Source organism: Pseudomonas sp. Y39-6, assembly GCF_023651955.1.
Taxonomy (GTDB): domain Bacteria; phylum Pseudomonadota; class Gammaproteobacteria; order Pseudomonadales; family Pseudomonadaceae; genus Aquipseudomonas; species Aquipseudomonas veronii.
Map to the genome: position 1 here is coordinate 4,320,133 of NZ_CP069594.1, position 22,588 is coordinate 4,342,720.

General features: G+C 62.6%; 16 protein-coding genes and 1 pseudogene. 7 read left to right on the forward strand and 10 right to left on the reverse strand.

Annotated elements, in window-relative coordinates:
- Positions 1–54 precede the first annotated feature (54 nt).
- The 7 genes from JN756_RS19470 to JN756_RS19500 form a co-directional block, all read right to left on the reverse strand.
- Positions 55–1,584 carry a DHA2 family efflux MFS transporter permease subunit gene (locus tag JN756_RS19470; RefSeq protein WP_046382879.1) on the reverse strand — a complete coding sequence of 510 codons (1,530 nt, stop codon included), beginning with the start codon at positions 1,582–1,584 and terminating at the stop codon, positions 55–57.
- Entirely contained in the window at positions 1,584–2,780 is a 1,197-nt protein-coding gene (locus JN756_RS19475; RefSeq protein ID WP_201021186.1) for an HlyD family secretion protein, read from the reverse strand. Before JN756_RS19475 ends, JN756_RS19470 begins: the two co-directional genes overlap by 1 nt.
- Positions 2,781–2,795: 15 nt before the next feature.
- Entirely contained in the window at positions 2,796–4,247 is a 1,452-nt protein-coding gene (locus tag JN756_RS19480; RefSeq protein ID WP_201021187.1) for an efflux transporter outer membrane subunit, read from the reverse strand.
- On the reverse strand, positions 4,244–4,717 hold the full coding sequence (locus tag JN756_RS19485) for a MarR family winged helix-turn-helix transcriptional regulator (protein WP_046382876.1): 474 nt from the start codon (positions 4,715–4,717) through the stop codon (positions 4,244–4,246). Before JN756_RS19485 ends, JN756_RS19480 begins: the two co-directional genes overlap by 4 nt.
- Positions 4,718–4,859: 142 nt before the next feature.
- Entirely contained in the window at positions 4,860–8,531 is a 3,672-nt protein-coding gene (locus JN756_RS19490) for a translocation/assembly module TamB domain-containing protein (protein ID WP_201021188.1), read from the reverse strand.
- The gene (locus JN756_RS19495; RefSeq protein ID WP_017848103.1) at positions 8,531–10,258 is read right to left on the reverse strand and encodes an autotransporter assembly complex protein TamA; all 1,728 of its coding nucleotides are present in this window, start codon (positions 10,256–10,258) and stop codon (positions 8,531–8,533) included. Before JN756_RS19495 ends, JN756_RS19490 begins: the two co-directional genes overlap by 1 nt.
- 63 nt (positions 10,259–10,321) lie before the next feature.
- Positions 10,322–10,972 (reverse strand): GNAT family N-acetyltransferase, encoded by a 651-nt coding sequence (locus JN756_RS19500; protein WP_017848104.1) that lies wholly within the window; start codon positions 10,970–10,972, stop codon positions 10,322–10,324.
- A gap of 168 nt (positions 10,973–11,140) precedes the next feature.
- On the opposite strand from JN756_RS19500, the gene xthA reads away from it, so the two are divergent.
- Both xthA and JN756_RS19510 read left to right on the forward strand, forming a co-directional pair.
- On the forward strand, positions 11,141–11,953 hold the full coding sequence (gene xthA, locus JN756_RS19505; RefSeq protein WP_017848105.1) for an exodeoxyribonuclease III: 813 nt from the start codon (positions 11,141–11,143) through the stop codon (positions 11,951–11,953).
- 134 nt (positions 11,954–12,087) lie between these two features.
- Positions 12,088–13,419 carry a substrate-binding domain-containing protein gene (locus JN756_RS19510; RefSeq protein ID WP_057004445.1) on the forward strand — a complete coding sequence of 444 codons (1,332 nt, stop codon included), beginning with the start codon at positions 12,088–12,090 and terminating at the stop codon, positions 13,417–13,419.
- Positions 13,420–13,548: 129 nt separating this feature from the next.
- Here JN756_RS19510 and JN756_RS19515 read toward each other — a convergent pair whose 3' ends face one another.
- Complete coding sequence (locus JN756_RS19515) at positions 13,549–14,778, reverse strand: acyl-CoA dehydrogenase (protein WP_017848107.1); 1,230 nt, start codon at positions 14,776–14,778, stop codon at positions 13,549–13,551.
- A 151-nt stretch (positions 14,779–14,929) separates the two neighbouring features.
- On the opposite strand from JN756_RS19515, the gene JN756_RS19520 reads away from it, so the two are divergent.
- Complete coding sequence (locus tag JN756_RS19520) at positions 14,930–15,865, forward strand: LysR family transcriptional regulator (protein ID WP_017848108.1); 936 nt, start codon at positions 14,930–14,932, stop codon at positions 15,863–15,865.
- Positions 15,866–15,876: 11 nt separating this feature from the next.
- Here JN756_RS19520 and JN756_RS32455 read toward each other — a convergent pair.
- A pseudogene (locus JN756_RS32455) lies at positions 15,877–15,963 on the reverse strand (outer membrane lipoprotein carrier protein LolA); the annotation flags it as partial.
- Positions 15,964–16,050: 87 nt separating this feature from the next.
- Between JN756_RS32455 and JN756_RS19530 the strand changes: the two are divergent.
- The gene (locus JN756_RS19530) at positions 16,051–16,446 is read left to right on the forward strand and encodes a MerR family transcriptional regulator (protein ID WP_017848109.1); all 396 of its coding nucleotides are present in this window, start codon (positions 16,051–16,053) and stop codon (positions 16,444–16,446) included.
- A 16-nt stretch (positions 16,447–16,462) separates the two neighbouring features.
- Positions 16,463–17,362 carry a hydroxymethylglutaryl-CoA lyase gene (locus JN756_RS19535; RefSeq protein WP_201021189.1) on the forward strand — a complete coding sequence of 300 codons (900 nt, stop codon included), beginning with the start codon at positions 16,463–16,465 and terminating at the stop codon, positions 17,360–17,362.
- A gap of 602 nt (positions 17,363–17,964) precedes the next feature.
- Here the strand turns inward: JN756_RS19535 and JN756_RS19540 are convergent.
- A complete protein-coding gene (locus tag JN756_RS19540; protein ID WP_201021190.1) occupies positions 17,965–19,647 on the reverse strand; it encodes an AMP-binding protein in 1,683 nt (560 codons plus the stop codon).
- A gap of 151 nt (positions 19,648–19,798) precedes the next feature.
- On the opposite strand from JN756_RS19540, the gene JN756_RS19545 reads away from it, so the two are divergent.
- Positions 19,799–20,962, forward strand: a complete 1,164-nt coding sequence (locus JN756_RS19545; protein WP_057004448.1) for an isovaleryl-CoA dehydrogenase — start codon at positions 19,799–19,801, stop codon at positions 20,960–20,962.
- Between the two features lie 11 nt (positions 20,963–20,973).
- Positions 20,974–22,581 carry a carboxyl transferase domain-containing protein gene (locus JN756_RS19550; RefSeq protein ID WP_057004449.1) on the forward strand — a complete coding sequence of 536 codons (1,608 nt, stop codon included), beginning with the start codon at positions 20,974–20,976 and terminating at the stop codon, positions 22,579–22,581.
- Positions 22,582–22,588 lie beyond the last annotated feature (7 nt).

The window sequence follows — 22,588 nt, forward strand, 5'->3', positions numbered from 1 at the left end:
AACCCTGGTTGATTGCATTTCAGCCCTGGCTGATTGCATTCCAGCCTTGGCCGATCAGTGCCCTGATGCAGCCGGCCCCGCCTTCGCGGTAAACGGCGGTTTGGCCAGCCACACCAGCAGCATCAAGCCCATGAACATCCACCCCAGCAACGTGAAGTAATCCACGGTGGACATCATGTATGCCTGGCTGGTGAGGATCTGGTCGAGTTGGGCGTAGGCCTTTTGCCCCGCGCCGCCCAACGCATTCAACGCATCGCGGGTCGCCGCGTCGTAGGTGGTCATGTTCTCGCTCATGTACGCATGGTGCTGGTCGGCGCGGCGAATCCAGATCCAGGTGGTCAGCGAGGCCGCGAAGCTGCCGCCCAGGGTCCGCAGGAACGTCGCCAGGCCGGCGCCGTCGGCGATCTGGTGCGGCGGCAGGTCGGACATCAGGATGCTCAAGGTCGGCATGAAGAACAGCGCCACGCCGATGCCCATGAACAGCTGCACCAGGGCGATGTGCTGGAAGTCCACCTCATTGGTGAAGCTGGCGCGCATGAAGCAGCTCAAGCCAATCGCCAGGAACGCCAGGCCCGCCAGTACGCGCAGGTCGAATCGGTGCGCGTACTTGCCGACAAACGGCGACATCAGCACCGGCAGAATACCGATCGGCGCCACGGCCAGGCCGGCCCAGGTCGCGGTGTAGCCCATCTGGGTTTGCAGCCACTGCGGCAGGATCAGGTTGATGCCGAAGAAGCCCGCGTAGCCGAGGACCAGCACGATGGTGCCGATGCGGAAGTTGCGGTAGGCGAACAGCCGCAGGTTGACCACCGGGTGTTTGTCGGTCATCTCCCAGATGATGAACACCGCCAGGGCAATCACCGAAATCGCCGCCCCCACGATGATGAAGTTGGACTCGAACCAGTCCAGGTCGTTGCCCTTGTCGAGGATGATCTGCAACGCGCCGACCCCGACGATCAAGCTCAACAACCCCACATAGTCCATCGGCTGGTAGCTGGTGACCACCGGGCGTTTCTTCAACTGCGAACGCACCACCATCACCGCAAAGATGCCGATGGGCACGTTGATGAAGAAGATCCACGGCCAGCTGTAGCTGTCGGTGATCCAGCCGCCGAGGATGGGACCGGCAATCGGCGCCACCACCGTGACCATCGCCAGCAGTGCCAGGGCCATGCCGCGCCTCGCCGGCGGGTAGACCGCGATCAGCAACGTCTGGGTCATCGGGTACAACGGCCCCGCCACCAGGCCTTGCAACACCCGAAAGCCGATCAGCTCGGGCATCGACGTGGAAATACCGCAGAGAAACGAGGCCAGCACAAACAGCACGGTGGCCCAGAGAAACAGCTTCACCTCGCCGAAGCGCCGGCTCAACCAGCCGGTCAGCGGCAGGGCAATGGCGTTGCTCACCGCAAACGAGGTGATCACCCAGGTGCCCTGCTCCGAACTCACGCCAAGGTTGCCGGAAATGGTCGGCAACGCTACGTTGGCGATCGTGGTATCGAGCACCTGCATGAAGGTCGCCAGCGACAGGCCAATCGTGGCCATCACCAAGCTGGGTGGCGAGAAGGACGCGTTATGGCTCATCAGCGTTGCACAGCCTTGGGCGCGGCGAGGCTGTTGTCATGAATCAACTGGGTGATCATGGCATCGGCTTCGGCCAACTGGCGGTCATACACGTTGGTGGTGAACGAGGCCTTTTGGGGTGCCTGTTGCGCCAGTACCGGGCCGCTGCGGTCGTGCAGGTCGACGTTGACCACCGTGCTCAAGCCCACCCGCAGCGGGTGCTTGGTCAGTTCTTCGGCATTGACGTGGATGCGTACCGGCACCCGTTGCACGATCTTGATCCAGTTGCCCGTGGCGTTCTGCGCAGGCAGCAAGGCAAACGCGCTGCCGGTGCCGGCGCCGAGGCTGTCGATGGTGCCGCTGAACTTCACATCGCTGCCGTAAATGTCCGCTTCGATGTCCACCGGTTGGCCGATACGCATATTGCGCAGTTGGGTTTCCTTGAAGTTGGCGTCGATCCACAGCTGGTTCAGCGGGATCACCGCCATCAACGCCGTCCCCGGCTGCACGCGCTGGCCCAGTTGCACGGTGCGCTTGGCCACATAGCCGGTGACGGGGGCGATCAGGGTGCTGCGCGCATTGGCCAGGTAGGCCTGGCGCAGTTGCGCGGCGGCGGCTTGCACGTCCGGATGGGACGAGATCACCGTGTCGTCGACCAGGGCGTTGCTGCTTTTGAGCTGCTGCTCAAGGTTGGTCAGGGCATTCTTGGCCGCGGTCAGGCTGTCACGGGCGTGGGACAGTTCTTCCTGGGAAATCGCCCCGCCCTGGGCCAGGGTCTTACGCCGGTTGTAGTTGTCCTGGGCAGTTTGCACGTCGGCTTTCTGCGCATTGACCTGGGCTTTCATGCCGTCGACGTTGCTGTACAAGCCCCGCACCTGGCGCACGGTGCGGGCCAGGTTGGCCTGCGCACTTTGCAGGCCGACCGCCGCGTCGTTGGGGTCGAAGTTGATCAGCACCTGGCCTTCGTGGACCAGGTCGCCATCGTCGGCGCCGATGCTGACCACGGTGCCGGTGACCAGCGGGGTGATTTCCACCACGTTGCCGTTCACGTAGGCGTCGTCGGTGCTTTCATTGAAGCGGCCGTAGAGTTCATACCAACCCCACACGCCGACCACGCCGAGGATGACGATCAGCACCAGGCCGACCAGCATGACTTTGCGTTTGCGCGGGTTGTTATCGGGCGTTCCCGTTGCGTTGTTGCTTTCGGCAGTGGCCATGTCAGTTACCTCAAATTATTCCGTGCGTGTAGCTGGGGTGGTCGATGCCACATTTGCGGCGTCGTAGCCGCCACCCAGGGCTTGCATCAATTGGATCGACAGATCGATTTGCGCGGCGTTCAAGGTCGCCAGCTGACGCTGGGCCTGCAGCAATTGCTGCTCGATGCTGAGCACGTCCAGGTAGTTGCCGATCCCGGAGCTGTAACGCTGCATCGCGGTGTCGTAGGACTGCTGGGCAATGTCCGCGGCGTGTTGCTGGGCCTGGATCTGCCGACCGGTTTCGCGCAGTTGTGAAAGGCTGTTGCCGATATCGCCGAGGGCTTGCACCAGGGTTTTGTTGTACTGGGCCACGGCCAGGTCATAGTCGGCATCGCGCGCATCGAGGTTGGCGCGCAGGCGGCCGCCATCGAAAATCGGCAGCGAAATCGTCGGCGCAATGTTGAAGAAGCGGCTGGCCGAACCGAACATCGCATCCCCCAGCAACGACTCGGCCCCGGCGCTCGCGCTCAGGTTGAGGTTGGGGTAGAAGCTGGCCTTGCCGGCGGCGATGTTCTTGCTCGCCGCTTCCACCCGCCAACGTGCGGCGATCAGGTCCGGGCGCCGGCCCAGCAGTTCGGCGGGCAGCACCGAGGGCACAGCGACGGCGCTGGGCTTGAGCACCGCCGGGCGCGCCAGTTCGTTGCCGCGGTCCGGGCCTTTGCCGAGCAATACCGCCAGGGCGATTTTCGCGCTCTGCAGTTGTTTTTCCGCATCGATCAGTTGCGACTGGGAGCTGGCTTCCAGGCTTTCGGTCTGCTGGTACTGGTACCGGCTGTCGATGCCCGAGTTCAGGCGGCGCTGGCTCAGGCTGAGCATTTGCCGGGTGCGCTTGAGGTCGTCATTGGCCAGGTCCCGCACGATATGCGCCTGGCCCAGGTCGCTGTAGGCCTTGGCCACATCGGCCGCCAGGGTCAGGCGCGCGGCCTGCTGGTCGACTTCGGCGGCGCGGGCCTGGCCCAACGCGGCTTCCCAGGCAGCACGCTGGCCGCCCCAGAGGTCGAAGTTGTAGTTGAAGCTGGCGCCGATGTTTCGCACCGTCGAGTAGGCATCGCCCTGCCCCAGCGGGTCCTTGTCCCTGGCCAGGCGCGAACGGCTCACACCGGCGCTGGCGTCCAGGGTCGGCAGGCGTGCGGCGTTGGCGGCATAGGCGGCGGCTTCGGCCTGGTGGGCACGGGCGCTGGCCACTTGCATGTCGGGACTGTTTTGCAGGGCTTCCTGGATCAAACCGTCGAGCTGCGGATCGCCGAGGCTTTTCCACCAGTCGGCGCTGGGCCAGGCGGCGCTCGACAGGGTCACGCCGGTCAACGACTTACCGGTCTGCAGGGTGTTCGCGTCGAGGCGTTGGCCCTGGGTGTCGAGGCCGCTGAAATTGGCGCAACCGGCCATGCTCATGGCCGTCAGCACCAGGCAAAGGGCACGTGTGTTCATGCTTTACCTACCCGCTGCAGGGTGATCGGATCACCGGCAGCTATCAGCATTTTCATGAGGATCTTTTCCAGGGTTTGCAATTCACCCGGCTCCAGTGCGCTGGCCAACTGGTTCAACGCCTCGGCGCCGATGTACGGCAGCCTGTCCGCCAGGCGCTGGCCGTCGTCGGTCAACACCAGTTGCACTTGGCGACGGTCCAGCGCCGACCGCTTGCGATCAAGCAGGCCTTTTTGTTCCAGGCGATCGAGCATGCGGGTCATCGAACCGCTGTCCAGGGACAGGTGGCGACACAGCTCCGCCGGGGTGTCGACACCGAACTGCGCCATGATGATCAACACCTTGAACTGCGCGGCGGTGATGCCGTGCGGTTCCATATGGATGTCGATGATTTTGTCTTTAAGGATCGCCGCACGGCCCAGCAACAGCCCGAGGCGGCAGTTGTGGAAGTTGTCCGGGGTGAAGTGTTTCATCGGAAGTCACCTTATTACTGCCTAGGCAGCGAATGTGTGACGAGATATTACTGCTTAGGCAGCTAATGTCAAATGAAATGATTAGCTTGCTTGGTATGTGCGAGCGAGCAAGCCCGCTCGCACTTTTTCATCGAGGGCGGATCTAGAAATCCCGCTTATAGAAAATATCCAACGAACTGGCCACACCACTGGCCACCTCCAGATACACCTTCTTGCTCAACAGGTAGCGCAAAGCAATGGTGCTGGCCGGCTCGAACACCCCAACCCCATAACGCAGGCTGAGTTTCTCCGAGATCTTGCCGCTGGCGACCACGGCGGTGTTGGTGCCGCTGCCTTGGGTGTCGAGCTCGAAATCCTGGATGCCGAGGTCCTTGGCAATGTCCGAGGTCACGCCGGCACTGCCCATCAAGCCCAGGCCCAGGGCGGCTTGGGCGAGCATATTGTTATCTTCACCGGTGGTGCTCAGCGGACGGCCGAGCACCAGGTAGGACAGCGCCTGCTCCTGGCTCATGGCCGGCTCGGAGAAGATCTGCGTAGTGGGCTGTTCGGCGCTGCCGCTCAGGCGGATACCAGCGACGACATCGCCGGTCTTGCGGATCGCTTCGATATCCAGATAAGGCTGGTCGAGCGGCCCGGCGAACAGCAAACGCGCACGGCGCACATCCAGCTTCTGGCCGTAGGCACGGTAGCGGCCGTCGTTGAGCCACAGCTCGCCGCGGGTGTCCAGGTTGTCGCCGATATGCACATGCCCCTGCACCTTGGCGGTGAGGCCGAAGCCCGAGAAGTTGAGCTGGTCTTCACCCACCGCCACGTCGATATCCATCGCCATCGCCATCGGCGGCTTGCCCTCTTCAGTCTGGCTGCCGACGATCACCGTGTCATCGGAGACCTTGACCGTCGACGGCGGCAGTTCGCGCACGGTGATGTCACCCCGCGGGATCTGCACCTTGCCGACGATCGCGAGCTTGTCGTTCTTCAGGCTGATCTTCAGGTCGGGCGCGACTTCCAGCACTGCGTAAGGTTCAACGGTGACCGGCAAGTGCGCGCCTTGCAGGCTGAGGTCGACCGCCAGGGCGCGGCCCCAGTCGATGTGGCCCTTGAGGCTGCCCTGCCCGGCCTTGCCGCTGTGCCAGCTGCCATCGAGTTGCACGCTTTCGCCGGCAATCAGCGCCTGTACGTTCAAGCCTTCGAGGCTGATGGGCAGTTCCGCCCCGGAAATCTCGCCGCCCACCAGGTTCATGCTGCCGTTGACCAGCGGCGCCAGCAGGCCACCGGAGATGCGGCCATTGCCGTTGAGCTTGCCGTTGAGTTTTTCCACCATCGGCACAAACGGCCGCGCCACGGTGAGGTCCAGACCGGTGAGGCTGAAAGTACCGGTGATCGGCTTGTTTTTCGCCAGCGGGTTGATCTGTGCCTGCAACCGCAACTCACCGAGCTTGCCGCCCTGGAAGTTGAGCTGGGTGTCGATGCGCTTGGGGTTGAGGGTGGCGTCCAATTGCAGCGTGTCGTAGGGGAAATCCAGCCACTGGTGCTTGTCCTTGACGCGCAACGTGCCGCCACTGGCATCCACTGCGATCACGCCTTTGGGGCCGCTGGCCGGCAGGTCGAGCTGTACGTCGGCGTTGAGCGTGCCCTGCCAGGCGAAGTCCTTGGGCAACCAGGCCGCCAGGCTATCGATGGGGAATTGCTTGAGGTGGTAACGCAGCTTCGGTTCAGGCATCAGGCGCTGATCTTCAGCACACAGGCTGGCCCGGCCCGCGACCCAGCAGTGGGCGGCGAAGGTCAGCCTGCCATCGGCCAGGCGCTCGATTTTCGCCGGGGCCTGCAGCTTCCAGTCCTGGCCGCCGGCCTGCACGTCACCGCTGGCCAGGCGTCCGCGCCAGTTGCCTTGGTCGAGGTTGCCATCCAGGGCCAGGGCCAGCTTGACCAGTGGGCCGGCCAGATCCAACTGGACCTTCTGTTGCCTGACATCGCCCTGGGCGCTGGCTGTCAGGGTGCCGACTTGGGTGTCGCCGCTTTGGATGCCGCTGCCCTTGAGGTCGATCTTTGCGCGCTGGGCGTTATCGAGCGTGGCGTCGAGGCTCAGGCTTTGCAGGCGATTGTCGGCAAACGCCAGTTGCTGGCCCTTGAGGTCGAGTTTGCCTTGAGGCGCTTTGAGGCTACCGGCCACATCGAGTCGGCCATTGACCTGCCCGCGTAACTGCGGCCACAGCTGGGCCAGCCGCGTCAGTTTGATATCGATCTGCCCGGCCAGGCGTTGTTGCAGGCTGCCGCTGCCGTAGATGCGGTTGTCGCCCAGGCGGATATCCAGGTTGGCCAGGGTCCATTGCTCACCCGCGCCTTCGGCCTTGGCGGCCAATACGGCGGGCTGCCCGCGCAGACGGCCCTTGAGGCCGAGGTCGGCGCTCAGTTTGAGCTGCTGGTTCTTGAACTCGCCTTTGCTGCGCAGCGGTCCGGCCAGCGTGCCCGGCAACTCTGCGACCCAGTACGCCGGGTTCAGCGCCGACAGGTCGAGCGCCGTGTCCCAGGCGAGGCCGTCGGCGAACTGCAGGTTGAGGTGGCCTTCGGCCTTGCCTTGGCCAGCGGTCAGTTTCAGCTCGGGCAGGAACACTTGTTTGAGGTCGCCGCTGAACGGCGTGACCACGTTGAATTTGCCCGCGGGGCCATCGAGGTCGGCCTTGAGGTTGCCGAGGTAGTTGCCGTCTTTATAGAAAATTTCACCATTGAAGGTGCGCAAGGTGACTTGCGGCTCGTCAATCAAGGGGTAGAGGCGATGCCAGGGGAAGTCCAGCCAATCGATTTTCGCATCGGCTTGAAAGCCCTGCTGCCAGTCCAGCTGTGCCGTGAGTTTCAGGCTTTGCTTGTCACCGGCGCTCAGATCCAGGCCGGCGATCTGCGCGCCCTTGGCATCGACCTTACCTTGCAGCAGTAAGTCCACCGGGCCCTTTTCTGCGGGCAGTACGGCTTTGCCGAGCAATTGGTAACCGCTGTCCAGGTCGCCTTTGGCGGTGAGGTCAAGTTGATTGAGTTGCAGGGTGTCAGGCAAATCGGCGCTGGGTTTGAAGGCGTCGGCGGTGATGTGCAGCTGTGCCGGCAGGTTTTCCACCAGCGGTTGCAACTCGCCGCTGAGCTTGGCCGGCAGGTAGCCGCTGCTGTCGGCGTCGAGCTTGAGGGTCTTGAGCAGGTCGCCATCGGCCCTGAACGCCACCGTCCACGGCGCGCCGCCGGGGGCGTAAGGCAGACTCAGGTTGCCGCTGGCGGTCAACGGCCAGTCGCCGCTGGGTTGGAGTAGCCCGGACAGGTCCAGCACCAGATCATCGCGTTGCAGATGCACGGAATCGATCTGCAGGCCCGCGGCGGTCCAATGCGCCGCCAGTTGCATACCCTTGAGTTCCTCACTGCCGTTAAACAGCAGGCTGCCGACGCGAACGTCGCCCAACTGGAGCGCAACCGGCAACTTCAGCGCCGGCAGCTGGATCGGCCCGCTGCTCGGCTCCGTGCTCGGCGCAAATTGCAGGCTGACTTGATCCACCGCCAACCGGTCAATGCACAGCGTCAGGCGCAGCAGGCAGGCCGGCGACCAGTCGAACGTCGGCGCGTTGAGCTCGACACGGTCACTGCCCTGCTGCCACAGCAGATGCTCGGCACTCCATTGGCCGCCCAAACGGCCCTGGAAATTATCCACGCTCAAGCCCGGCACCTGGCCCAACGCCCAACGGCTGCCCGCCTGGGTTCCGAGTACGGTCCACAGCGCCAGCAACACCATGGCCAGGAGGGCAACGGCAGCCAGCCCGGCTATTTTCAAACCACGCATCACAGCTCAGGCCCCATGGAAAAGTGCAAACGGATACCGCCCGGGTCTTCCAGGGCATGGGCCAGGTCAAGGCGAATCGGCCCGACGGGCGACACCCAGCGCAGGCCGACGCCCACGCCGGTTTTCAGGCTTGGCATTTCCAGGGTGTTGAAGGAGTTGCCCTGGTCGATAAAGGTCGCGATCCGCCATTTTTCGGCGATGGAATATTGATACTCGGCGCTCAAGGCCACCATGTAGCGGCCACCGATGCGGTCGCCACGGTCGTTCTCCGGCGACAGGGTCTGGTACTCGTAACCACGCACGCTCTGGTCGCCACCGGCAAAGAAACGCAGCGACGGCGGCACCGACTTGTAGCCGTTGGTGGCGCTGCCGCCGATCTGCGCCCGCGCGAGGAAGCGGTGCTTGTCCCACACGGTGGTCAGGCCTTTGACCATGGCCGTGCCGTAAAGCAGGTTGGTGTCGGAGCCGAAGCCTTCCTTGGCCAGCTTGGTGTCGAATTGCAGGCGATAGCCGTGGTGGGGATCGATGCGGTTGTCGCTGCGCAAATAGGAATAGCTGAGCCCCGGCATCAACAGGTTGCTCAGGCCCGAGTCATCGCCCAGGCGATATTCTTCACGCTGCCACTTGAGGGAGACCACCCGGGTCCAGCCGCTGGGCAACTTGCTGTGCCATTCCGGGCCGAGGGTGAGCAATTTACTCAGGGTGTCGGTGTTGGCCAGTTCTTCATTCTGGTAGCCGCCGGCAAAACGCAGTTTGTCGGTAAGCGGTGGGTCGAGCGGGATGTCGTACCACAGGCCGACGTTCTGCCGTGGCGCCGACAATTCGGCTTCCCAGCCATAACTGTGGCCCTGCGGATTGACCCAGTGGCGCGTCCAGTTGGCTTTGCCGCGCGGGCCGACGTCGGTGGAAAAGCCGAGGCCCAGGCCCATGGTGCGTGGCTTGCGGGTTTCCAGTTGCACTGCGACCGGGATCACATCGTTGGCCGACGCAGCCGGCGCGGCGTCCACCCGCACGCCTTCGAAAAAGCCGCTGGCTTGCAGGTTCTGGTTCAACTCGGCAATCAGTTCGGAATCGTAGGGCGCGCCGTTTTTGAACGGCACCATGCGTTGCAACAGTTCTTCATCGAACGGCGTATCGCCAGCAAAATTGACCTTGCCCAAGGTGTAGCGCGGGCCGCTGTCATACACCAGTTCGATATCGGCGACGCCCGCCTTGGGGTCGACCGACAGGGTCTGGCGGGTAAAGCGCCCATTGAAAAAGCCGTAGCGCGAGGCCTGGTTCTGGATCAGACGCTTGGCGTCTTCGTAATGGCCGTGGTTGAGCACGGCACCGGATTCAAGGTCGCGGCTGGCAGGCACACGAAAGGCTTTGAGGGCGGCGGCCGGGCCGTCGACCCGAATGGTCACGTCGCGCAAATGCACCGGTTCGCCGGGCTCGATGGTCAGGGTCAGGCGCGGGTTCTTGCCGCCCTGCACATCACTGCTGATCTGCGGCTGATAGAAGCCCAAGGCCTGGGCCGCTTTGCGCGCCTGCTCTTCGGCGCCACGGCTGAAGCGCAGCAACGCTTCTTCATCGCGATCGCCTACCCCGCCGATGTAGCCTTCGATGTTGGCTTTCAACGCGTCGTTTGAGGGTTTGACTCGCACGTCCAGTTCGCTTTGCGCCAAAGCGCCGCAGCTTGTGAACAGCAGAATCAAGCCGCTGGTGAATCTTCCTGGAAACTTCATAGGCGCGGATGCTACACGAGCTGGAGAGACTCTTTGAACTCAGATTTATCTGAAAATCCTGACTCAAGTCGTTACAGCCTGTAACGGCTGTGGATTGGCATGAAAAAACACATGCTCCAGGATCGGTCCTACAGCGACTTCGCCGATTTCCTCATAACCCTGACGCTTGTAGAACTCCAGGTAACGCGAGTTGCCGGTATCGAGCACCACACCGGACGAATGCGGGTCCTCGGCGCACCAGTTGTGTACCGCGCCGAGCAGTTGCTCACCGAAGTGCTTGCCCTGGAATTGCGGGTGAATACCCAGCAACGGCAACACATGCACCGAATCGCTGGGCAGGCACGCCAGCACCGCCTGGTGATAATCCAGGTAACGCCGCGTCCCCCGCACACCGGTGCTCAACCACATGCGCAATTGCCACGCCCAGCTCTCGGTGATGCCCAGGCGCCGCTGGGGTGGCGCGATCAACGCAACGCCGATCAGTCGGTCGTCGACGAACAGGCCGATGGCGGGAAGCTTCTGGAAGAAATGCTGTTTGACCAACTCGCGCACGGTGGCACGGACCCGCTGCTCATACCCCGGCCGCTCAGCTTCGAAGATGTAGGCGAACGTCGGCTCATGGCGATAAGCCTGGTACAGCAGGGAGCGCGCTTCGCTGGAATAGTCGCTATTGAGCAGGCGGATTTCGGCAATCGCAGTTGAAGTGTCAGACATACAGTGAATCTCCCTGGGCGCCATTCAAAAGACGGCGTTCTTATGGGTACGAACTTACGCAGCGCGAGTCGTTCCCAGACATTAGCAGCGCATCCGTCCTACCGCCACGCTGGCCCCCGTCCGACTTGTCGGCTAGCATCGCCCTTTTGCCAGACTGGACAGCCGACCATGAAAATCGTCTCTTTCAATATCAACGGGCTACGGGCTCGCCCGCATCAGTTGGCGGCGCTGATTGAAAAGCATCAACCCGATGTGATCGGCCTGCAGGAAACCAAGGTCCACGACGACCAGTTCCCGCTGGCCGAAGTGCAGGCCCTGGGGTATCACGTGTACTACCACGGCCAGAAAGGCCACTACGGCGTGGCCCTGCTCTCGCGCCAGGAAGCGCTGAGCGTACACAAAGGCTTTGCCAGCGATGAAGAAGACGCCCAGCGTCGCTTTATCTGGGGCACCTTCGCCGATGCGCAAGGCAACCCGATCACCATCATGAACGGCTATTTCCCCCAAGGCGAAAGCCGCGACCACCCCACCAAGTTCCCGGCCAAGCAGCGCTTCTACGCAGACCTGCAACAGTTGCTGGAAAGCCAGTTCAGCAACGACCAGGCGCTGGTGGTAATGGGCGATGTGAATATTTCCCCGGAAGACTGCGACATCGGCATTGGCCCCGACAATGCCAAGCGCTGGCTGAAAACCGGCAAGTGCAGCTTCCTGCCGGAAGAGCGCGAGTGGATGGCCCGCCTGAAGAACTGGGGCCTGGTGGACAGCTTCCGCCACCTCAACCCCAACGTGACCGACCGCTTCAGCTGGTTCGACTACCGCAGTCGCGGGTTTGAAGATGAACCCAAGCGTGGCCTGCGTATCGATGTGATCCTGGCGTCCAACGGCTTGCTGCCCAGGGTCAAGGATGCTGGGGTGGACTACGAACTGCGCGGCCTGGAAAAACCCTCGGACCATGCACCGATCTGGCTGGAATTGAGCTGACTTCACGGACGGCGCGCTTAAACAATGTGGGAGCAAGCCCGCTCTCACATTTTTACGGTTGAGTGACAGTCATATTACTGAAACCCAACTGACTTAATCTCGCGGCACTCCCTTTGCCTTGAGACGGTGCCGGCATGATCCTGCGCGTTCTGTTACTGCTGACCCTTTTTCCCCTGAGTGCCGTTAGCGCGCCGCTGCCCATCCCCGATCAGGGCCCCGCCTTGCGCATCCAGGGCTCCAACACGATCGGCGCGGCGCTTGGCCCGGCGCTGGTCAAGGGGTTGATGGAGCAGCAGGGGCTGCAAGGGGTCCACGCTGAACCCGCCGAAGGCGCCAATGAACAGCGCGTGATCGGCAAGACCCGCCAGGGCAAGACGCTGACCATCGAGGTCGACGCCCATGGTTCCAGCACCGGTTTTGCCGCCCTGCACAAAGCCAGCGCCGACCTCGCCGCCGCCTCCCGCCCGATCAAAGACAGCGAACTGGTGGACCTCGAACCCCTGGGCGACCTGAAAAGCCCCGAGGCCGAACAGGTGATCGCCATCGACGGCCTGGCCATCATCCTCAACCCGCGCAACCCGCTGAATACGCTGAACACCGAGCAACTGGCGCAAATCTTCAACGGTGAGATCAGCACCTGGGAAGCACTCGGCGGCATCGGCGGGGCGATTCATTTATATGCGCGGGATGATCGGTCGGGCACCTATGACACCTTCAAGGACCTGGTCCTGAGCCGTCGCGGCAAGCCCCTCGCCGCGTCGGCCAAGCGGTTCGAGGCCAGCGAGCAACTGTCGGACGCGGTGAGCCAGGACCCGCAAGGCATCGGTTTCATCGGCCTGCCCTATGTGCGCCAGGCCAAAGCGGTGGCGATCGTCGACGGTGACTCGCAACCGATGCTGCCGCTGAACAGCCTGATAGCCACCGAGGACTACCCGCTGTCGCGCCGCCTGTTCTTTTACCTACCGCCGACCACGCACAATCCGTGGGCCAAGGCGCTGGTGGACTTCACCCAGAGCAGCAAGGGCCAGGCGATCGTGGCGGCCAACGGGTTTATCGCGCAGCGGGTCCAGGCGATAAGCGTGGAGCCGCGCCCGTCCATGCCCGAGGACTATCAGGCAATTGCCCGCGAGGCCCAGCGCCTGACGGTGAATTTCCGCTTCGAGGAAGGCAGCGCGAGCCTGGACAACAAGGCGCGCCAGGATGTGCAGCGCGTGGTGGCGTATATAAAAGGCCACGGCAAGCTCGACAAGCAGGTGACGCTGGTAGGGTTTGGCGATATCAAGAATGACCCCGAACGCGCGGCGCTGTTGTCCAAGCTGCGGGCGATGGCGGTGCGTCGGGAATTGGTCAAGAGCGGCGTGGTGCTCCGCGATATCCGCGGGTTCGGCGCGCAGATGCCGGTGGCGGCGAATACCGCGGATGAGGGCCGGATCAAGAATCGGCGGGTGGAGGTTTGGGTGTACTGAGGTTTGTGTTTTGTGTTGTTCGCACGGGCCTCGTCGCGGGCAAGCCCCCTCCCACACTAGACCGCGTTCTCATGCACAACTCGGTCAACTGTGGGAGGGGGCTTGCCCGCGACGGCAGGCGACGCGGTGTTACTGCCCGCCGCGCATCAACTCTTTAGGCACATACTTGCCGATCTCGAACTTGCCGATCGCCGCACGGTGGACTTCGTCCGGGCCATCGGCCAGGCGCAGGGTGCGTTGCATGGCGTACATGTAGGCCAACGGGAAGTCGTTGGAGACGCCAGCGCCGCCATGGATCTGGATCGCGCGGTCGATCACCTTCAACGCCACGTTCGGCGCCACCACCTTGATCTGGGCGATTTCGCTTTTCGCCACTTTGTTACCCACGGTGTCCATCATGTAGGCGGCTTTCAGGGTCAGCAGGCGTGCCATGTCGATTTCCATGCGCGAGTCGGCGATCTTGTCGATATTGCCGCCCAGGCGCGCCAACGGTTTGCCGAACGCGGTGCGGCTGATCGCGCGTTTGCACATCAGTTCCAACGCACGCTCGGCCATGCCGATGGAGCGCATGCAGTGGTGAATGCGGCCCGGGCCAAGACGCCCCTGAGCAATTTCAAAGCCGCGACCTTCACCCAGCAGGACGTTTTCATACGGCACGCGCACGTTGTCGAACAGCACTTCGGCGTGGCCGTGGGGCGCATCGTCGTAACCGAACACCGGCAGCGGGCGCACGATTTTCACGCCAGGGGCGTCCACCGGCACCAGGATCATCGAGTGCTGCTGGTGGCGCGGCGCATCGGGATTGCTCAGGCCCATGAAGATCAGGATCTTGCAGCGCGGGTCGCAGGCGCCAGAAGTCCACCATTTCTTGCCGTTGATCACCCACTCATCGCCCTGGCGCTCGGCGCGGGCGGCCATGTTGGTCGCGTCCGAGGAGGCCACGTCGGGCTCGGTCATGGCGAAGGCCGAGCGGATCTCGCCGCGCAACAGCGGTTCGAGCCAGCGCTGTTTCTGTTCGGCGTTGGCGTAGCGCACCAGCACCTCCATGTTGCCGGTGTCCGGGGCGGAGCAATTGAACGGCTCCGGGCCCAGCAGCGAACGGCCCATGATTTCCGCCAGCGGCGCGTATTCAAGGTTGGTCAGGCCAGCGCCCAGTTCGGATTCGGGCAGGAACAGGTTCCACAGGCCTTCGGCTTTCGCCTTGGCTTTGAGCTCCTCCATGATCGCGGTGGGCTGCCAGCGGTCGCCTTCGCTGACCTGGCGTTCGAACACCGGTTCGGCCGGGTAAACGTAAGCGTCCATGAACGCAGTGACGCGTTCACGCAGTTCCTGAACCTTGGGCGAATAGGCGAAATCCATGAGCAGCTCCCTTCTTTGAGAGGTTGTTTAGGTCATGCAATCGATGCTAGAACAGCGTTGATAATTTACCTAGCCTATTCTCGGCGTGTATTAACATTCATCACCGATATATGATCGGGGCATGGCCACCTAACAATAAGAGCGCAACGAAATGAATCTGAGCAAGGTCGACCTCAACCTGTTTATCGTCTTTGACGCGATCTACACCGAAGCCAACCTGACCCGTGCCGGGCAGATTGTCGGCATCACCCAACCGGCGGTGTCCAACGCTCTGGCACGCCTGCGCGAGACCTTCAACGACCCGCTGTTCGTGCGGACCGCCCAAGGCATGGTGCCCACGCCGATGGCGCAGAACATCATCGGCCCGGTGCGCAACGCACTGTCATTGCTGCGCGTGTCGGTGCAGGAAAGCCGGATTTTCAACCCGCAACAGGCGGCCAAGACCTACCGCATCAGCATGACCGACTTGACCGAAGCGGTGATCCTGCCACTGCTGTTCCAGCGCTTGCGTCGCCTGGCGCCGACGGTGGTGATCGAGAGTTTCCTGTCCAAACGCCGTGAGACCACCAAGGAACTGGCCGCCGGGCGCCTGGATTTTGCCGTCGACGCACCGCTCAACACCGACCCGCAGGTGCGCCACGTCAAGCTGATGGAAGACCGCTACGTGTGCGCCATGCGCAAGGGCCATCCGATGGCGGGCAAGGACAAGTTCACCCTGGACGATTACCTGTCGCTGACCCATATCCATATCTCCAGCCGCCGCAACGGCCTGGGCCATGTCGACCTGGCCCTGGGCAAGATGGGCATCCAGCGCAAGATCGCCCTGCGCTCCCAGCATTACCTGATGGCCTCGCAAGTGTTGCAACAGACCGACATGGTGATGACCGTGCCCGAGCGCTTCGCCCGCCGCCATGAACTGCACTGGTTCAACCTGCCGGTCAACGACGTGCCGCCGGTGGAAACCCACCTGTACTGGCACGAGAGCACCGACCAGGACCCCGCCAACCGCTGGATGCGCGAGCAAATGATCGAGTTGTGCCAGCAGGTCACGGCGCACGAGAAGAAACTCGACAAGCTGCAAGCCTGAACCTGTCGCCGTGTAGGAGCGAGCTTGCTCGCGAAAAACCCGAGGGCGCCTTTGGGTATCAGGGCTACCGCGTTCTCGTTGACGTTTTTCGCGAGCAAGCTCGCTCCTACAGGGATTGATGATCGACCTTGACGTTTACGTCAACCTGACATTAGCTTAGCGCCAAGACTTTCTTGAGCGCCTTCATGAGCACGACCTACAGCATTTCCGACCTCGCCCGCGAGCTCGACATCACCACCCGCGCCATTCGCTTCTATGAGGAACAAGGCCTGCTGGCCCCGGAACGCCGGGGCCAGGAACGCATCTACTCGGCGCGGGACAAGGTCAGCCTCAAGCTGATCCTGCGCGGCAAGCGCATCGGTTTTTCCCTGGCCGAATGCCGTGAACTGATCGAACTCTACGACCCCACCAGCGGCAACCATGTCCAACTCAACAGCATGCTGGTGAAAATCGCCGAGCGTCGCGAACAGTTGGAGCAGCAGTTGCTGGACATCGAACAAATGAAGCTGGAACTGGACACCGCCGAAGAGCGCTGCACCCAGGCCCTGGCCGAAACCATCCAAGGCCAGGCTGGCCATTGATCATAAGGTAGTTGCCATGTCCCTCCCCTCCCACGTGCGCCTGGTCGAAGTCGGCCCGCGCGACGGTTTGCAGAATGAAGCCCAACCCATCAGCGTCGCCGACAAGGTGCAGTTGGTGGATGCCCTCAGCGCCGCGGGCCTGAGCTACATCGAAGTCGGCAGTTTTGTTTCGCCCAAGTGGGTCCCGCAGATGGCCGGTTCCGCCGAAGTCTTTGCGCAGATCCAGCGCAAGCCCGGCGTGACCTACGGCGCGCTGGCGCCGAACCTGCGCGGCTTTGAAGATGCGCTGGCCGCCGGGGTCAAGGAGGTCGCGGTGTTTGCTGCGGCGTCCGAGGCGTTTTCGCAGCGCAACATCAACTGCTCGATCAGCGAAAGCCTGGAGCGATTCGTGCCGATCATGGCGGCCGCCAAACAGCAGGGTGTCAGTGTGCGCGGCTATGTGTCCTGCGTGCTGGGTTGCCCTTACGAAGGCGCGGTCGCCCCGGAACAAGTGGCGGCGGTGGCCCGCGAGCTGTTTGCCATGGGCTGCTATGAAGTGTCCCTGGGCGACACCATCGGCACCGGCACCGCGGGAGCCACGCGCCGGCTGTTCGAGGTGGTGGGCGCGCACGTGCCACGGGACAAGTTGGCGGGGCACTTCCATGACACCTATGGGCAGGCCGTCGCCAACGTCTACGCCAGCCTGCTGGAAGGGATCAACGTGTTCGACAGCTCTATCGCCGGCCTAGGCGGTTGCCCATACGCCAAGGGCGCCAGCGGTAACGTCGCCACCGAAGATGTGGTGTACCTGCTCAACGGCCTCGGGATCGAGACCGGCATCGACCTGGAGCGATTGATTCTCGCGGGCCGGCAGATCAGCGACGTGCTCGGCCGGCCCAGCGGCTCGCGCGTTGCCGGGGCGCGTAACGCCAGTTGAGTAACTTAGCCGTGACAATGTGTTACCGCAGGCCGGCCGGACGAGTAACACGGGAACATATTTTCCCGTGTTTACCGTAGGACATTTCTCACAAAAAACTCAACTCATTGATTTTAAACGATTTTTAAAAGTTGGCACGGCTTCTGCTATCTCTATGGCATAACAAGAATAAAAAGCGCCAAACCTAATAAAAATAAGACGAAACGACTCTGACATAACAAAAACAACACGGCAGAGACGCAGCTAACAGATTTTTTTGGAGAAGATGTGCTTCGCAGGGTACGGCATGCCGAAACCCGCAACCGGATAGAGAAAAATAAAACTACCTCAGGTAGCTACCCACTGGTTGGATCGTGTACGAAGAAGCAGATCAGCGCTCAAAAAAATACGTTTGCTCTTGACCCTGGATGGGGTCGCCAAAAACAGCGGTAAAGGGTAACGGTTGCCAAAAACAACAATAGACCGCCCCTCAATAATAAAAAAAGAGCACGTAACAACAAATTAAAGGGGACCTTCGGGTCCCCTTTGTGCTGTCTGGGATTACGCAATTTAAACTGTGGGAGGGGCTTGCTCCCTACCCCCACAAGTTTTCAGCGAAACGACTAAGACAGCGTTCGCAGCTCTTCGATCGAGATCTCGCGCATGCGGAATTTCTGGATCTTGCCGGTGACCGTCATCGGGAATTCGTCCACGAACTTGAAATGCTTGGGCGTCTTGAAGTGCGCGATACGCCCCTTGCACCACGTGTGCAACTCCAGCGCGCTGGCCACATGCCCGGGGTGAAACTTGACCCAGGCAACAATCTCTTCGCCATAACGCTCATCCGGAATACCAATGACCTGCACATCGGCCACCGCCGGGTGCGTGAAGAAAAACTCTTCCAGCTCGCGCGGGTACACGTTCTCGCCACCGCGAATGATCATGTCCTTGTTGCGCCCGACGATGCACACGTAGCCGTGCTCGTCCATGGTCGCCAGGTCACCGGTATGCATCCAGCCGGCGTCGTCGATTGCGTCGCGGGTGCCGTCGGGGTTGTTCCAGTAACCGAGCATCACGCTGTAGCCACGGGTACACAGCTCACCGATCTCGCCACGCGCGACGGTGTGACCGGCGAGGTCGACGATCTTGCTTTCCAATTGCGGCTGGGTGCGGCCGACCGTGGTGACGCGGCGCTCCAGGTCGTCATCGGGGCCGGTCTGCAGGGACACCGGGCTGGTTTCGGTCATGCCGTAGGCAATCTGCACTTCGCTCATGTGCATTTCGCCGATGACCCGGCGCATCACTTCGATCGGGCAGGTGGCACCGGCCATGATCCCGGTGCGCAGGCTGGACAGGTCGAACTCGCCGCGTTGCGGATGGTCGAGCATGGCGATAAACATGGTCGGCACGCCGTACAGGGCGCTGGCGCGTTCTTCGGCGACGGCGGCCAGGGTCAGCAGCGGGTCGAAGCCGTCGTTCGGGTAAATCATGGTGGTGCCGTGGGTGATGCAGCCCAGGTTGCCCATCACCATGCCGAAACAGTGATACAGCGGCACGGGGATCACCAGGCGGTCCTGCGCGGTCAAGCCCAGGCTTTCGCCGACCATGTAGCCGTTGTTGAGGATATTGAGATGACTGAGGGTAGCGCCCTTGGGGAAGCCGGTGGTGCCGGAGGTGTACTGGATATTGACGGCCTGGTCGAAGTGCAGGCTGGCTTGGCGCGCGATCAATCGCTCAGGCGGGATGCCCGCACCAAGGGCCGCCAGTTGCGACCAGGGCAAAAAGCCCGTGGGCGGGCGCGGCGCAAGGCTGATCACGCCGCGCAGGTCCGCCAGTTTTTCGCAGTTCAAGCGACCGACGGGTTGCTCCGCCAACCCGGGCAGCAGTTCCTGCAACATCGCGTGGTAATCGGAGGTCTTGAACGAACCGGCACACACCAGCCATTGGCAGCCGGATTGCTTGAGCACGTATTCCAGCTCAGTGCTGCGATAGGCCGGATTGATATTGACCAGGATCACCCCGAGCTTGGCGCTGGCCAACTGACTGATGCACCACTCGGCGCAGTTCGGCGCCCAGATGCCCAGGCGATCGCCGCGCTGCAGGCCCAACGCCAGCAGCGCGCGGGCGTGCAGGTCGACGGTCTCGGCCAGTTGCTGCCAGGTGTAGCGGCGTTGCTGGTGACGCACCACCAAGGCTTCCCCATCGGGATACTGCGCAACCGTGTGATCGAAGGCCTGACCGATCGTCATGGCCAACAAGGTCTTGTCCTGAGAGCCACGGCTGTAGCTCTGATTCGGTTGATCCATAACGACCCCTGTTGTCTTTTTTGTAGGTTGACGTAAACGTAAACTACGATTGACAGCGCCGCAACGCAAGCTTACGTTAACGTAAAGGTGAGCATCCCCTCCCCCGGTGCCGTCACCCCACAACAACAAAGCTCAATAAAGGTGCCTGTCCATGAGTTACCCCTCCCTGAACTTCGCCCTCGGCGAAACCATCGACATGCTGCGCGACCAAGTGCAGTCCTTCGTGGCCAAGGAGATTTCTCCGCGCGCGGCACAAATCGACATCGACAACCTGTTCCCCGCCGACCTGTGGCGCAAGTTCGGTGACATGGGCCTGCTGGGCATTACCGTGGCCGAAGAATACGGCGGTGCCGGCCTGGGCTACCTGGCCCATGTGGTGGCCATGGAAGAGATCAGCCGTGGTTCGGCGTCGGTGGCGTTGTCCTACGGCGCCCACTCCAACCTCTGCGTGAACCAGATCAACCGCAACGGCAGCCATGAACAGAAACTCAAGTACCTGCCGAAGCTGATCAGCGGCGAACACGTCGGCGCCCTGGCCATGAGCGAGCCGAATGCCGGCTCCGACGTGGTCTCGATGAAACTGCGCGCCGACAAGCGCGGCGACCACTACGTGCTCAACGGCAGCAAGACCTGGATCACCAACGGCCCCGACGCCAGCACCTACGTGATCTACGCCAAGACCGACCTGGACAAAGGCGCCCACGGCATCACGGCGTTCATCGTCGAGCGCGACTGGAAAGGCTTCAGCCGCAGTAACAAGTTCGACAAGCTCGGCATGCGCGGCTCCAACACCTGCGAGCTGTTCTTCGATGACGTGGAAGTGCCGGAGGACAACATCCTCGGCGTGCTCAACGGCGGCGTCAAAGTGCTGATGAGCGGCCTGGACTACGAACGCGTCGTACTGTCCGGCGGCCCGACCGGGATCATGCAAGCCTGCATGGACCTGATCGTGCCGTACATCCACGACCGCAAGCAGTTCGGCCAGAGCATCGGCGAATTCCAGCTGATCCAGGGCAAGGTCGCCGACATGTACACCCAGCTCAACGCCAGCCGCGCCTACCTGTACGCGGTGGCCCAGGCCTGCGAGCGCGGCGAAACCACGCGCAAGGACGCGGCCGGGGTGATCCTCTACAGCGCCGAACGCGCCACGCAAATGGCCCTCGACGCGATCCAGATCCTGGGCGGCAATGGCTACATCAATGAATTCCCCGCCGGACGCCTGCTGCGCGACGCCAAGCTGTACGAAATCGGCGCCGGCACCAGTGAGATCCGGCGCATGTTGATCGGTCGCGAACTCTTCAACGAAACCCGCTGAAGGAGCGCGCCATGGCCACCTTGCACACCCTGCTCAACCCGCGCTCGGCGGAGTTCGCCGCCAACAGCGCGGCGATGCGCCAACAGGTCGACGCCCTGCACACCCTGCTCGCCCAGGTGCAGCAAGGCGGCGGCGCCAAGGCCCAGGAGCGCCACACCTCGCGCGGCAAACTGCTGCCACGCGAGCGGATCAACCGCTTGCTCGACCCGGGCTCGCCGTTCCTGGAACTCAGCCAACTGGCCGCCCATCAGGTGTATGGCGAAGACGTGCCGGCCGCCGGGGTGATTGTCGGGATCGGCCGCGTGGAAGGCGTCGAATGCATGATCGTCGCCAACGACGCCACGGTGAAAGGCGGCTCCTACTACCCGCTGACGGTCAAGAAACACCTGCGCGCGCAGACCATCGCCGAACAGAACCGCCTGCCATGCATCTACCTGGTGGATTCCGGCGGCGCCAACCTGCCGCGCCAGGATGAGGTCTTCCCCGACCGCGAGCACTTCGGGCGGATCTTCTTCAACCAGGCCAACATGAGCGCCCAGGGCATCCCGCAGATTGCGGTGGTGATGGGCTCGTGTACCGCTGGCGGCGCCTATGTGCCGGCGATGGCGGACGAAGCAATCATGGTGCGCCAGCAAGCCACCATCTTCCTCGCCGGCCCGCCGCTGGTGAAGGCCGCCACCGGTGAAGTGGTCAGCGCCGAAGACCTCGGCGGTGCCGACGTACACTGCAAGATCTCCGGCGTGGCCGACCACTATGCCGACAGCGATGAACACGCCCTGGCCCTGGCCCGGCGCAGCGTGGCCAACCTCAACTGGCGCAAACAAGGCCAGTTGCTGCAACGCACGCCAGTGGCGCCGCTGTACAGCGGCGAAGAGTTGTACGGCGTGATCCCGGCCGATGCCAAGCAGCCGTTCGATGTGCGCGAAGTGATTGCGCGACTGGTGGACGGCTCGGTGTTCGATGAGTTCAAGGCGCTGTTCGGCACCACCCTGGTCTGCGGCTTTGCACACTTGCACGGCTACCCGATAGCGATCCTGGCCAACAACGGGATTCTGTTCGCCGAAGCCGCGCAAAAAGGCGCGCACTTCATCGAGCTTGCGTGTCAGCGCGGGATTCCGTTGCTGTTCCTGCAAAACATCACCGGTTTTATGGTCGGCCAGAAGTACGAGGCCGGCGGTATCGCCAAGCACGGCGCCAAGCTGGTCACGGCGGTGGCCTGCGCCAAGGTGCCGAAATTCACCGTGATCATCGGCGGCAGTTTTGGCGCGGGTAACTACGGTATGTGCGGCCGCGCCTACGACCCGCGTTTTTTGTGGATGTGGCCCAACGCGCGCATCGGCGTGATGGGCGCCGAACAGGCGGCCGGCGTGCTGGTGCAGGTCAAGCGCGAGCAGGCCGAACGCGCCGGCAACGGCTTCAGCGCGCAAGAGGAAGCGGCGATCAAACAGCCGATCCTCGACCAGTACGAAACCCAGGGCCACCCGTATTACTCCAGCGCCCGCCTGTGGGATGACGGCGTCATCGACCCGTTGCAGACCCGCGACGTGCTGGCCCTGGCCCTGTCTGCCGCACTGAACGCCCCCATCGAGCCGAGCCGCTTCGGCGTGTTCCGCATGTAAATGGAGC